Source organism: uncultured Sphingomonas sp., assembly GCF_964250165.1.
Taxonomy (GTDB): Bacteria; Pseudomonadota; Alphaproteobacteria; order Sphingomonadales; family Sphingomonadaceae; genus Sphingomonas.
The window spans coordinates 28,671-41,856 of sequence record NZ_CAXUEK010000009.1; the positions used below are offsets into that span (position 1 = coordinate 28,671).

Here is a 13,186-nt window from a genome sequence, read left to right on the forward strand (position 1 = left end):
GCGGGACGATGGCGCCCCGCAGGCGACCAGGCTGCGCACTCGGACAGCCCGACAATGGCGGTCGAACTTCACGGTAGTTGGTGCGGCATTGGTCGGGCGTGCGCTGGGCAAATCCGGGGATCGTCAGCCGAACGACGCGCGGGGGTGATCGACAACCCTTTAGAGCGCTTTGCGATGGGTTCGGGGCGGCCGGGCCATTCCAGTGGTGGAGCCGGTCGCGGCGGTTGCCGCCTTCTCCCACCCCCGCGCAGGCGGGGATCCAAGCCCGACCCACGCGGACAGCAATGATGTGTTCGGATCGAGTGGATCAGCTTGGATCCCCGCCTTCGCGGGGGTGACGGAACAGGAGCAGTCGGACGAGCCAGGCTGGTCACAACCGGCGCTAGTGACACCTAAGCGGCTGACTTCGCGGCGTGATTTCACTCGCCCTCGCCGAGAGACACGATAGCAGACACGGTCAGCCGCGCAACGGCTTGAGCCTGTCCATGTTGGTGAGAGCAGAACGTCGGCACTCTGGTGGATTATGGCCTGATCGCTTTCGGCGGGCCGGGGGCGGTAAGCTGCCTTCATTCAGCCTTGGGCGATTGGCGCGCCGGCGGTGTCTGCAACAAGGCCGGTTGATGATCTCGATCGACTATCGGACCAGCTGCCTTTCTGTCCCTTCAATCTACCTTGCCTGTTGCCGAATGCTGTTTCAGATCGCAGGACTTACGATGTTGGCCGACGCCGCGTGCCCATCTTTCAGCTCATCGGTGACCGCCAGCAGCGTATCGGCCATATAATCCATCCGGACATCGTCGATGCCCGGCCAAACACCAACCCAGAAGCTGTCGTTCATGATCTTGTCGGTATTGGTGAGCGCGCCGTGAATACGATAGGGGACGTCCTGGAACGCCGGCTGACGGGTCAGATTGCCCGCGAACAACATGCGCGTGCCGACCTTGCGATCTTCCAGCATGCGGACGAGCTGGCCTCGATCGATGCCGGTGCCGTCGCGCAACGTCAGCAGAAAACCGAACCAGCTCGGCTCGGTTCCGGGAGTGGCTTCGGGCAAGTGATAATTGTCGTCGAGTCCGCGCGCGCGTAGTCGGTCGGTCAAGCCGTCGAAATTCGCACGGCGTCGCGCGATGAATCGGTCGAGCTTCTTGAGCTGGCTTACTCCCAACGCGGCCTGCATGTCGCTGACCTTCAGATTAAAGCCGATATGGCTGTATGTATATTTGTGATCATAGCCTTTTGGAAGCTGTCCAAGCCGCCAACCGTAACGCTTGTTACAAGTGTTATCGCAGCCTGGCTTACAATAGCAATCACGTCCCCAGTCACGATACGATTCGACGATCTTGGCTAAGCGCGGACTGTTCATCATCACCGCTCCACCCTCGCCCATGGTGATGTGATGAGCCGGATAGAAGCTCAACGTGGCAACATCGCCGAAGGTGCCGACTGGCTTTCCGCCGACACTCGCCCCGAATGCGTCGCAGCAATCCTCGATCAGATAAAGATCGTGCTGCTTGCACCACGCCGCCACCCGCGCAACGTCGAACGGGTTGCCAAGCGAATGCGCGATCATGACCGCGCGGGTCTTGTCGGTCAGCGCCGCTTCGAGCAGGTCGACATCGACATTGTGCGTGACCATATCGACATCGACGAACACCGGGATGCAGCCGTACTGGATGATCGGCGTGACGGTGGTGGGGAACCCCGCGGCCACGGTGATGACCTCGTCGCCGGGCTTGATCCGCTTCTCGCCGAGCTTCCATGAGGTAAGGCCGGCAAATGCGAGCAGGTTTGCCGCAGAACCCGATACGGTCAGCTTGGCGAAGCGGGTGCCGAACCGCAGCGCCAGCTCCTCTTCGAACTGGTCGGCGTAGCGACCGGCCGTCAACCACATGTCGAGCGAAGCGTCGATCAGGTGCGCGCAATCGTCGGCGTCCATGACCTTGCCCGACGGAGGAATGTACGTGACCCCGGGGATGAACGGCGCCACGGGCTTGGCATCGAAATAAGCGCGCGACCGCTCAATGATATCGGCACGCATGGCTTCGGACATGGATCACTCGCTGAACTGCGCCGGGAGGTAAGCGGCTGGGCTGGTTGGGCGTTATCGGGTCGGTGCTGGCCTGTCGATAACCCGCGTCGACTCCGAAGAAGCGGCAAAGGCGGCGATTTCGGCCAGGCAGGCGGCATGCATGTCGGCACCAGCCAGCCAGCCGCGGTGCCAGTCGACGATCCGTGCGAGCGCCTCGTCAAGCGACCAGCGCGGTTGCCAGTGCAACCGGTCCCCGGCCTTGGCGATGTCGAGCTTTAGATGACGCGCCTCGTGCGGATGGGCTGCGTCATCGACTACCCAGTCAGCCCCCTCTCCCCAGCTCGCGGCCATGCGTTCGACGATCGCCTGCACGGGCTGCGCATCGACGTCATGCGGGCCAAAGTTCCACGCTTCGGCGAACGCGCCGCCCTGCTCGTACAGCGCCCGGGCCAGCATCAGATATCCCGATAAGGGTTCCAGCACATGCTGCCACGGGCGAATAGCGCGCGGGTTACGGACTGCGACCGGCAATCGTCGCTCGAACGCGCGCAGGATGTCGGGAATGATCCTGTCCTGCGCCCAATCGCCGCCGCCGATGACGTTACCCGCGCGCGCGCTCGCGACCGCGACGCTGCTCTTGTTCGAGAAGAACGAAGCGCGATACGCTGCCGTGACGAGCTCTGCACACCCCTTGCTGTTGCTGTACGGATCGCGGCCGCCCATCGGCTCGTCCTCGCGATAGCCCCAGACCCATTCCTTGTTGTCATAGCATTTATCGGTCGTCACAACGACGATCGCGCGCACGCCGGGTAACGCGCGAGCCGCTTCGAGCACGTGTACGGTGCCCATGACGTTGGTGGCATAAGTGCCGACCGGGTCGCGATAGGATTCGCGCACCAGCGGCTGGGCGGCCATGTGGATGACGATTTCGGGATCGAACCCGGCCATGCTCGCCTGCACGGCGGCCAGGTCGCGAACGTCGCCGAATTGCGACGCCATGCCATCGGCAACCCGTGCGACCGCAAATAGGTTCGGGTTGGAGGGCGGCGGCAAAGCAAAGCCCTTTACCCGGGCGCCAATCGCCTGCAACCACAGCGACAGCCAGCTGCCCTTGAAGCCGCTATGGCCGGTCAGGAACACGCGCTTGCCTGACCAGAACGCCGGGTCCGTCATCAGCCCCACACGGCCCAGGGCGCCGCTCCCGACAGCCACAATGATTCCAGATGCTGTTTGTCGCGCAACGTGTCCATCGGTTGCCAGAAGCCGCGATGCGGAAAGGCCATCAGCTCGCCGTCAGCCGCGAGTTGCCGCAGCGGTTCCTGCTCCCACAAGGTCGCGTCCCCCGCGATCAGCGACAGCACCTTAGGCGAAAGCACGAAGAAGCCGGCGTTGATCGTACCTCCATCGCCTTCCGGCTTTTCGAGGAAGCTCACGACGCGATCTCCATCGAGGTCGAGCGCGCCGAATCGTCCCGGCGGGACGGCCGCGGTTAACGTGGCCAGTTTGCCGTGCGCACGGTGAAACGCGATGCTGGCGGAGATGTCGACATTGCCGACCCCGTCACCATAGGTCATGCAGAAGGCATCCTCATGCGCCAGATGCTCACGAATGCGAAGCAGCCGGCCGCCCGTCATCGACGCCTCGCCGGTATCGACCAGCGTGACGTTCCACGGCTCGGCGCGCCTCTGGTGCACCTCCATCCGGTTCTCCACCATGCGAAAGGTGACATCGGACATGTGCAGGAAATAGTTGGCGAAATATTCCTTGATGACATAGCCGCGATAGCCGCAGCAGATCACGAAATCATGGATGCCATGCGCGGCATAGATCTTCATGATGTGCCAGAGGATCGGCTTGCCGCCGATCTCGATCATCGGTTTCGGGCGTACCGAGGTTTCTTCGCTGAAGCGCGTGCCCAAGCCGCCGGCAAGGATGACCGCCTTCATGCGCTCGCCGCCTCGGCCCCTCGGCAAACAATGCGCAGCGAAGCCACGCTTCGTGCCCGAACCCTGATCGCTACCATGATCGCGCCTATGCTGAACGTGGATGGGGAAACCAAGCCCTGCCTGGCGCGAGGAGCGCCGCAGCAATCAAGGGCAGATCCTGGAAGCGAGAAAACCGCCCTGCGACCTCGGCTCGAGCGATCAGCGCGCCGCCATACCCCCCTTCATAAAGAATGAACGGGATCGCGGCGGCGCGAGCGGCTTTGGCATCCACGATGCTGTCGCCGATGAACAGCGCCGACCCGGCGCTCGCTCCCATCTCCGCCAGGGCGTGATGCACCGGTCGCGGGTGTGGTTTGGCGTCAGCCGTCGTGTCGCCGCCGACCACCGTGTCGAACAGGTGTCCGAGCCGGTGCCCGCTCAGCAGCGTCACCGCGAGCGCTTCCGGCTTGTTGGTCACGATACCAAGGCGGAAACCCTGCGCGGCCAGCGTCGCCAACGTCGCACCTACGCCAGGGAACAGCGCGCCCGGGTCGGCCGGCAGGTCGCGCAGGATCGTGCGGAAGGCGTGCAGGTCCGCAGCCGCCTCGCCCGCCACTTGGTCGAGCGCTGTGGCCACCAATCGTTCGGCACCGAAGCTCACCAGTGGGCGCACCTGTTGGGGCGAGATCGTGGGTCCGCCCCGCGCGTGGCTGATCCGCGTCAGCGCCAGGGCGATGTCCCGCGCGCTGTCCACCAGCGTGCCATCGAGATCGAACAGGAGCACCTGCCTGGGCACGACCTCGCTCAGGCGAGCAACGGGATCAGCATGTTGGCCTCGAGTTCCTCGCGGGGAAGAAACGGCGATAGATCTTCAAGCGGAGCCGTGACCATCGTGCCGTCGGCACGGACCCTGGACGAGAGTTTCGGCGCGAAACCCTGGCCCTTGTCGACCATGATCTCGCAAATAGCGGGGCCGGGGCTCGCAAGCGTCTGCCGGATCGCATCCGCCATGGTCGCGTGATCCTGGGTACGAACGTAATCGAGGCCGAATGCCACCGCGATCTTGCCGAAATCGGGAAAGGTCACGCCCGAGTCCGGGCCACATCCGACCGAGAAGCCGTCGAAATGCGCCTGCTGCGATTGACGGATCGAGTGGTAGCCGGAGTTGTTATACAGGAAGATCTTCGCCGGAATACGCTGCCCCACGATTGTCTGCAGCTCCTGCAGGTTCTGCATGATGCTGCCGTCACCCGCCATGCAGATCAGCCGCCGGCTGCCCTCGGGCATGGCATGCCAGGCCCCGATCGCAGCGGGCAGATCATAGCCCATCGATGCCGCGCCGGAGTTCGAGTAAATCCGCTGCCCTGGCTTCAGCTTGGCCACCTGGACGGTCACCACCGCCGCGGTCGCGTCGGCCATGACGATAACTTCGTTCGGCTCGAGTTGCTCGAACAGAGTCTGGGTAAAGCAATAGGGGTTCACCGCACCCGTCGCCTCCCAATATTCGGGAAGGACGGGATCATAGCGACGGCGACGTTCCATTGCCCAGGCAAGATAAGCCTTATGTGCCGCGGGTACATCATAGCCTTGCAGCTCCTCACGCAGCACTGTCAGGAATTGTTTCAGCTCCGCATGTACCGGCACGTCGATCGACAGCGTGGGCTTGAACAGCTCGGCCGCATCGACGTCGACCATGATCTTCTTGGCGGCACGCGCGAACGAATCGAAATTGTAGCTGATCTGGCGAATGTTGAGACGGCAGCCGAGCACCAGCAGCAGGTCGGCGTTCTGCACGGCGAAATTGCCCGATCGATCGCCCACCGTGCCCGGACGCCCGACATACAGTGGGTGGTCGTCGTCGACCACGTCCTGCGCGTTCCAGCCCGGCGCGACCGGCGCGCCGAGCAACGCAGCCACCTCGAGGAACAGGTCGTGCGCGCCTGCAATTCGCACGCCGGTGCCAGGAAGCAGAACCGGCCGGTTCGCAGCTGCAAAGGCCGCGACCACCGCGCGAGCGGCGTCGCGCAGCGGCTCGCCGGTCAGCCATCCCGCTTCGGCCGGCAACGCGAAATCACGACCGAAGCCTTCCACCTTGGGTGAAAAGCCGCGAAGTGCATCCGGGTCGATCCGCGCCGCCTGGACGTCGATCGGGATGTCGATCCACACCGGGCCAGGGCGACCGGTGGTTGCCAACCACAATGCCTTTTCAAGCAAATAACGGATATCCTGCGGGTCCTCGACCATCACCGCGAACTTGGTGATCGGCTTGACCATCGCTACGATGTCGGCTTCCTGATCGCCCAGTTGGCGGAGCCGGACCGGCGCGTTCTGGCGCAGCGTTTCGCGCTTCACCTGTCCCGACAATACGATCATCGCGATCGAATCGGTATAGGCACCATGCACCCCGTTGAGCGCGTTGATCCCGCCCGGGCCCGTGGTGACATTCACAGCCGAGAGCCGTCCCGATAGTCGGGTATAGCTTTCGGCCGCCATCGCCAGTGCCTGTTCGTGATGGCAACAGACGTATCGCAACCCGGGCACCCGACCGAGTGCATCGTTCAGATGCATGGCACCGCCGCCGGTGAGCATGAACACATGCCGGACGCCGTGGTCTGCAATCGTCTGGGCGACGTAATCGGACAAGCGCACGGCGGCCATCGTCAGAGACTTTCAGTTATCGGACTTGCGACCCCGTGCACGTTAGCAGACGGGCGAGGGCCGTCAGGAGTTCATCGCACGCGACATCGCCGGCATCGGCTCGGTCGGGTCGAGTCCGCGATCGACGATCATCGCCGCCAAATCGGCGTCCGCCCCGTACGGCGCGTCCACGTCCGTCAGCCGCACCGGCGCGTTGGCCGCCAGCGGGGCAGTCAAGACTTCGCCGGTCATGAACTCTCGGGTCGACACCTGCCCCTTGAGCAACGGAACCGCCAGGAACACGTCCGCGTCGGTCAGGCAATGGCCGGTGGGCAGATCGCGCCGGGCGTAGACGCCGCGAAGCAGCGCGTCGAGATAGCGGACCTCCTTTTCGGGCACGCAACGCTTGAACGCCGGCGACCCGCCGCACATCTCGCGGGCTTTCTTAAAGGCCTTGAACCACATGTCGGCCTGCTCCGGCTTGGTGCAATAGGCACTGACGGGCACGCCATCGTGATCGATGTCGATGTGTCGCTCGAACGTGCGCGCGCCCTTGCCATAGGCGATCAGGATCGAATCGCGCCAGTCACGATGCTCGTGCGTCGACAGTCCGATGGTGATGTGGGGATAACGCGCGCGAAGGTAATCGATCTGGTTAAGCTCAAGTTCGCTATCCTCCGACGGATAGATCGACACGCAATGGTTCAGCGCAAAGCTGATCCCGCGCGAGGTGAAGAACTCGACCAACTCGTCGATCTGTTGCTCGTTCGCGCCTCCGGACGAGGCGATCACCGGCTTGCCTGCCGCCGCCAGCTTGCGCAGCAGCGTCTTGTCGCGGATGTCCGAGCTGGCGACCTTGAGCACATCGACACCAAACTCGACGCATTTATCGACGCTGACTTCGTCGAACGGCGTCACCATGGTCAGCATGCCGCAATTGCGCACCGCCGCGACCATTTGCTGCAGGCTGTCCCAGGGCAGCTGCGTGTCGAGCGTCTTCTTGATGTACCGCACATCGGCGCGATCGCGAAAATCCGCATGTACGAAGGAATCGACATCACGGAACTGCAGCTTGATCGCGGCCTTGACTTCATTGAACCGGACCACGCGCGCGAAGTCGCTGATGATCTTGAGCCCGCGGTCCAGCTTTCCCCAATGATTGTTGGCAAGTTCGAGGACAAACAGGTCGTCGAAAACGGAGCTAGCCACACTTCTTCCTTTCGTACCGTTCGGGCACCGCCGCCACGTGAACGGAGCGCGAGCGTGTCCGTTCCTGCCCGGCTTCGTCGTCTCCCGCCGTCGATCCGGGGCGGTACCCAATGCCGCCACCGTTCGCAAGCAATTGGGTCGGCGAAAAACGTCAGGCTTTTCGAGGCCTTCCCGCGTGCAACCACCGATCGGTGTCGGCCAGCTGCTGAGCAAAGGGGAGCAGGACTTGATCGACGCGCATCGCCAGTGCCTTGGTCAGGGCAAACTGGCCCAAGTACGCGCTTGGTCGATCGAACACGACTGGTGCGCGCTCGATTGCGTCCGCGGACAACCCGACCAGCACCGCGATTTGCCGAGCGATATCGCTCATCTCCAACGTCTCTGCTCCACAGAGATCGATCGGTTCGGCATGACCGATCCGTCCGATCGATGCCAGCAGGATCAGGTCACACAGATCGGACACGTGAAGATAAGACCGGAACACGGGCACGCGCGCCGCGATGCGGATCCGACCGGTTGCGCGCGCCTGGATAAGCATGTCGGCGATCGCGTAGGACCCGATCTTGTTGATGAACGGCCCGGTGAGATTCCAAATCCGCCCGGCAATCGCAGGCACGCCTGACCGCGCCGCCCATTCGAGCATCCGATCCTCCTGCCGCAGCTTGGCGCAACCATAAGGATGCCGGTCGCGGCCGTCCGCCGCGAGCGCCGCCGCACCCGACGAGGCAACAAAAACGGCACGCGGCGCGGCGTCTGCAAAGGCGGTGAACACTAATTGGTCGATCGCGAGGTTTTCCGCAACGAAGCGCGCCTCCCCGAGCAGTTCGACCTTCTCCTTGGTGAGATATGCCAGGTGGATCACCACGGCACCGGCGACGTCTTTGGGGGCCAGTTCGCATAGCGGACGAATGCGCAACACGGCCCCGTCGGGCGCGACGATCTCCGCGCCGCGCGACCCGAACAGCAGCACCGACCGATCCCAACCCGGACCATAGAGATGCGCGATGCGCGTCAGCAGCGCGGACCCGATCCACCCGGTCGGGCCGGTTACGACGATGCGGGGCCGGTCCTGCTCGCTCAAATCATGATGCCGCTGGCGACGTGACTCCCGAACGGCCCGGCGGTGCGGACCGGTGTGCCGTTCCAGATCAGCTTGGCCCCGGCCGGGGCACCGCCGGCGATCGCGTCGGGGTCGATCCCGGTCGCGTCGACGGCGATCCGCTGGTTCGCCGTGCCTTCCAGCAACACCCCGGCCGGAAACGCGCCGGCCTTGCCGGTGACGCGCGCGCGTACCGAAACCCGTTCGCACGCGGTCAGCCGCACCGCGGCCTGATCTGCGCTCTGGTCGGGATTGTGCGCGACCAAGTCGAGATCGAGATCGCGACAGCCGCTGAACGCCGCCGGGCGTTGCCAGCCGAGCAGCTTCACGCCTTTGAGCGCAAGCCCCGACATCGCGCTGCCAAGCACGCCATGGGCGGTGCCGCCCGCCTCGGCATTGTTCCAACCGATGAGCTGCCCCCCCGTGACCGTCACGGCCCCGCCGCCGTCCCGGACCATGATTGCCGCGGTCGCGCTCGAAGCCACCGAAACATAGGGTTCGACGATGTCGACCAGGGCATAGGGCGACAGATCGGCGAGTTCGATGCCCGTGCGCGCGACATTGTCCAGGATCGGCATCACCAAATGCAGGTCACCGTTACCCCACTTCAATCGGTGTGGGTCACGGGTTCCTGCGGTGCCTTGCGCGACGATCCCGTCGGTCATCGATGCCATCTCGAACCGCACCAGGAACAGATCGGCGAACGCGCCCGGCAGGTACGCGCCGATCGATCGCGCCAGGCCGGGCGCTCCCCCAGTGCTTGCCACGCACTCGATCGCATAAAGCGATGCATTGCCCCCGGCGGCTCCGAAGTCGACGTTGCCGTCGAACAGGAAGCCGACGAACACGTCGCTCGTCGACGAGGTTCCCGGTCGCGAGCGGAACGCGCTGCAGTTGCGCAGGAAGCTGCGCACCGTGGCGCGCATCACATAGCCGTTGGCGTGCTCCATCGAGGTCAGATCGTCGAACTGGCACGCGGTGGCATATTGCACGCGCAGGCCCGCAGGCCCGCGCGCCTCTTGCCCGGCGGGGGCGGGCGTGACCGCGACCGAGCGGGCCAGCTCGAAACCGCGGAGCCGGATGCCGGGCAGAAAGCCCGCCGCGCTCAGCGGCTGCCGATCTGGCCCGACCTGGACGACGTCGCCCGTGCTCTTGCCCAGCACCAGCCGACTGATCGTGGTGCGCCCTTCGGAAAAGCCGGTCCTGCCCTCGACCAGCCGGTTGGGAAGCGTGATCCGGAGCGTGTCAGCGATGTGATAGTCGCCTGCGACCAGCGCCACGACCGAATGCGCGGCGATGCACGCCTGGATCGCGGCAAGGCAATCGACGCTCAGCTCGTCCGTCACCGCTCCCCACCATTCGGGCCGTGCAGCCAGCACGCGGCTGCGGTTCAGGTCCACTCGCCCCGCGCCGGTGAAGACCCGCGACGCGGGTGCCTGGAGATCGCCCGTAAAGGTCAGCGTGCAATCGGCGGCGATGTCGATCTGGGCACCGGGCAGCAACAGCATGTCGCCGGAAACGAGCATGTCGCGATCGACCCGGTAGCGACCCGCCGACAAGGTTGCCGCGTGCGCCGGGAGCGGCGTCGCGTTGGCGCCTTGCCCCTGCTGCACGGTGTCGGCAGCCGCAATCAGGCCCGCGACGGGTGCGACACGGAGCAAGCTTCGGCGGTCGATGCGTGGGCGCGCGCTCATCGGGTGCCAGTGACGGAGGCGGTCGGCGATGGCAAGCTTGGCAGCCGTCACCGCGATCGGTAGGGCCATGGCCGCAAAGGCAACGGGACCGTGATGATGCCAGCATTCCCCGCAGGTGGCGTGGGCGATACCTTGCGCAAGCTTGCGGACCGGACGCGAGACCGTCGACCGGCGGACTTGCTCCGCGAACAGCTCGCGCAAGGGTGCTGGGTGTACGGGGCCGGCGGCTATGGCCAGCTTGTCGCGCGATCGCTGCTCGGCCGTGGGCTGGCGGTGCACGGCATCATCGACCGGCGTGCATGCGATCCCGGGTTCGCCGCCAGCTTGCCCGTTCCGGCCGTGCTGCCCGATCACGTCGATGCCGAGGCGGCCGTCGATGGCGTACTGGTCGTCGGGATCCACAACTTCGCCGTTGATCCCGCACCGATCCTGGCCTGGGCCAAAGCAAAGGGGTTTGGTGAAATCATCGTTCCGGGCGAGTTGCCCGATCTGATCGGCCCCGAGCTCGGCAGTTATTGGCTCACCGCGCGCGAGCACAGCACCGGTCACCTGGACGCAATCGAGCAAGCGTCCGGCTTGGTCGCCGACGCGCACTCGCGCGAGGTGCTGACCGGTATCGCCGGGTTCCGAATCACCGCCGATCACGCCCTGCATCCGGCCTCGCACCAGGCCTCGCAATATTTCCCACCTGACGTGCCGCTGGCGCATGAACCGCTTTGCCTGGTCGACGGGGGAGCCTTCACCGGCGACGCGCTCGCGTCGGTCCGCGCATCGGGCCGATCGCTCGCGCAATGGTTTGCGTTCGAGCCGGACCTCGCCAACTTCGCTGCACTGGTTGCCACCGCGCGCGATCCCGACGTCGGCATGGCGGCACTGTTCCCGTGCGGATTGGGGGAGCGAACCGCACAAATCCGCTTCGCGTCGGGCGAGAGCGCCGGCTCGCACGCTGCCGACAACGGCGACAGCATGGTTCAGGTGGTGGCGCTCGACGAAGTGCTCCCGACGATCGCGCCCAATTACATCAAGCTCGACATCGAGGGCGCGGAGCGGAGCGCGCTGACGGGCATGCGGCGCACGCTGGAGCGGTGCCGGCCGGCGCTGGCCGTCAGCATCTATCATCGGCCCGAAGACCTTTGGGAGCTGCCGTTATTGGTCCACCAGCTGCTGCCCGAAGCGCGGCTGTTCGTGCGTCAGCACGGGTTCAATGGCTTCGACACGGTGCTCTATGCGGTCCACTGAGCTTTGGGCGCGCGGAACACGAACCGGCTGAGCACGAGAAAGTTGAGCAGGGATGCGCAAAGCAGCGTGGCCAGCCCGGCAAGATAATCCGATAATCCCATCGCGTGGAAGCCGGCCAGGAATGTCAGTCCGGCAAGATAATTGACGACATAGGCGCCGATATAGGCTGCTTTTGATCCCGGAGGCCGGCGGAAGACGCCGCGACTGTACGAGAAATAGTTGAAGCACACCCCGATCACCTGCGACAGGATTTGCGCGACGAACAGGTTTACGCCCAGCGCGATGAAGCCGGCATAGACGCCATAGCCGAACAGCGTGTTGATCGCCGCAATACCATAAAAGCGGACCAGCCGCAGCGGACGTTCCAGCCGCGGGTCCAGGCCGATGATGCGGGCCTCAATCCTGCGTAAAATTGATCCGCTCCCGCTCGACCACCAGCGGCGTGCCACGCGTCCGCTCCGATATCAGCCGCACCTGGTCGCCCAACAGGCCGAGGAATAGGAACAGCAGTGCCGCGTTCAGCTCAAGGCACGCCAGCAGCCCGAGCCAGCCGGTCGGGCCGCCCCACCGCCAGCTCAGCAACGCCGCACCGCCCGCGATACCGGCGAGCACGAGCGAGAACAGCGCCAGAAACAACGGTGCGCGTAACAGCTTCTTGGCAGAACCGGCCAGTCCGGACAGCGCGAAGTCAACCATCCGGAAAAACGTGTTGGACGAGATCCCCCTTACCCTGGGCGCGCGGGCGTGCGGTACGGTCTCGATGCGATAGCCGGTCTCGACCAGCAGGCCGCGAAAGAACGGTTCGGGTTCGTTGAGCGACGCGAGCAGGTCGACCACCTTGCGATCGTACAGCCCGAACCCGGTCGCGTGCGGCACAATGGAGTAATCGCCGAACCGCTTCAAGAAGCCGTAAGCCCATTTTCGGCCCAAACTCAACCACCAGCTGCTCCGCTCGACGATGCGAGTGCCGAGCACGATCGGCGCGCCGGCCCGCCAGCGGCGGATGAACTCAGGGATCAGCTCGGGCGGATCTTGAAAGTCTGAGGCGATGCCGATCACCGCGCGACCGACCGTCGCATAGATACAATGCGTAGGCGATCGCATCTGCCCGAAGTTGCGGGTGTTGGCAATCAGCTTGATGCGCGGATCGCGGGCGCACATTTGCTCGATGATCGATACGGTTTGGTCGGTCGAGGCGTTGTCGATAAACAGATATTCGAAGCTGACCTCGCAAGCTTCGAGCTGTGCGATCACCGCGGCGGCGATGCCTTCGACATTGGCCTCTTCGTTATAGCACGGGCAGACGATCGAAATGTCGGGAGTCATAATCGCACCGATGCTAGGGTCTGAATTA

General features: G+C 64.5%; 11 protein-coding genes. 1 reads left to right on the forward strand and 10 read right to left on the reverse strand.

Annotated features, from left to right (window positions below; genetic code table 11):
* Positions 1–694: 694 nt before the first annotated feature.
* From rfbH to ACFE64_RS03355, 8 genes are all read right to left on the reverse strand, one after another.
* On the reverse strand, positions 695–2,050 hold the full coding sequence (rfbH, locus tag ACFE64_RS03320) for a lipopolysaccharide biosynthesis protein RfbH (protein ID WP_375391033.1): 1,356 nt from the start codon (positions 2,048–2,050) through the stop codon (positions 695–697).
* 51 nt (positions 2,051–2,101) lie between these two features.
* Positions 2,102–3,202: a CDP-glucose 4,6-dehydratase gene (gene rfbG, locus ACFE64_RS03325; RefSeq protein WP_375391034.1), complete on the reverse strand. Its 1,101-nt coding sequence runs from the start codon at positions 3,200–3,202 to the stop codon at positions 2,102–2,104.
* Positions 3,202–3,975, reverse strand: a complete 774-nt coding sequence (rfbF, locus tag ACFE64_RS03330; RefSeq protein WP_375391035.1) for a glucose-1-phosphate cytidylyltransferase — start codon at positions 3,973–3,975, stop codon at positions 3,202–3,204. Before rfbF ends, rfbG begins: the two co-directional genes overlap by 1 nt.
* Positions 3,976–4,060: 85 nt before the next feature.
* Positions 4,061–4,738 (reverse strand): HAD family hydrolase, encoded by a 678-nt coding sequence (locus tag ACFE64_RS03335; protein ID WP_375391036.1) that lies wholly within the window; start codon positions 4,736–4,738, stop codon positions 4,061–4,063.
* Positions 4,739–4,758: 20 nt separating this feature from the next.
* Positions 4,759–6,612 (reverse strand): thiamine pyrophosphate-binding protein, encoded by a 1,854-nt coding sequence (locus tag ACFE64_RS03340; protein WP_375391037.1) that lies wholly within the window; start codon positions 6,610–6,612, stop codon positions 4,759–4,761.
* Between the two features lie 63 nt (positions 6,613–6,675).
* Positions 6,676–7,911 carry an N-acetylneuraminate synthase family protein gene (locus ACFE64_RS03345; protein WP_375391038.1) on the reverse strand — a complete coding sequence of 412 codons (1,236 nt, stop codon included), beginning with the start codon at positions 7,909–7,911 and terminating at the stop codon, positions 6,676–6,678.
* A 40-nt stretch (positions 7,912–7,951) separates the two neighbouring features.
* Complete coding sequence (locus tag ACFE64_RS03350; protein WP_375391039.1) at positions 7,952–8,881, reverse strand: NAD-dependent epimerase/dehydratase family protein; 930 nt, start codon at positions 8,879–8,881, stop codon at positions 7,952–7,954.
* Positions 8,878–10,794 (reverse strand): hypothetical protein, encoded by a 1,917-nt coding sequence (locus tag ACFE64_RS03355; protein WP_375391040.1) that lies wholly within the window; start codon positions 10,792–10,794, stop codon positions 8,878–8,880. The genes ACFE64_RS03350 and ACFE64_RS03355 overlap by 4 nt, the downstream gene beginning before the upstream one ends.
* 9 nt (positions 10,795–10,803) lie before the next feature.
* On the opposite strand from ACFE64_RS03355, the gene ACFE64_RS03360 reads away from it, so the two are divergent.
* Positions 10,804–11,832: an FkbM family methyltransferase gene (locus tag ACFE64_RS03360; protein WP_375391041.1), complete on the forward strand. Its 1,029-nt coding sequence runs from the start codon at positions 10,804–10,806 to the stop codon at positions 11,830–11,832.
* Here the strand turns inward: ACFE64_RS03360 and ACFE64_RS03365 are convergent.
* Both ACFE64_RS03365 and ACFE64_RS03370 read right to left on the reverse strand, forming a co-directional pair.
* On the reverse strand, positions 11,817–12,281 hold the full coding sequence (locus ACFE64_RS03365; RefSeq protein ID WP_375391042.1) for a GtrA family protein: 465 nt from the start codon (positions 12,279–12,281) through the stop codon (positions 11,817–11,819). The genes ACFE64_RS03360 and ACFE64_RS03365 overlap by 16 nt on opposite strands.
* Positions 12,229–13,158, reverse strand: a complete 930-nt coding sequence (locus tag ACFE64_RS03370) for a glycosyltransferase family 2 protein (RefSeq protein ID WP_375391043.1) — start codon at positions 13,156–13,158, stop codon at positions 12,229–12,231. Before ACFE64_RS03370 ends, ACFE64_RS03365 begins: the two co-directional genes overlap by 53 nt.
* Positions 13,159–13,186: the final 28 nt, after the last annotated feature.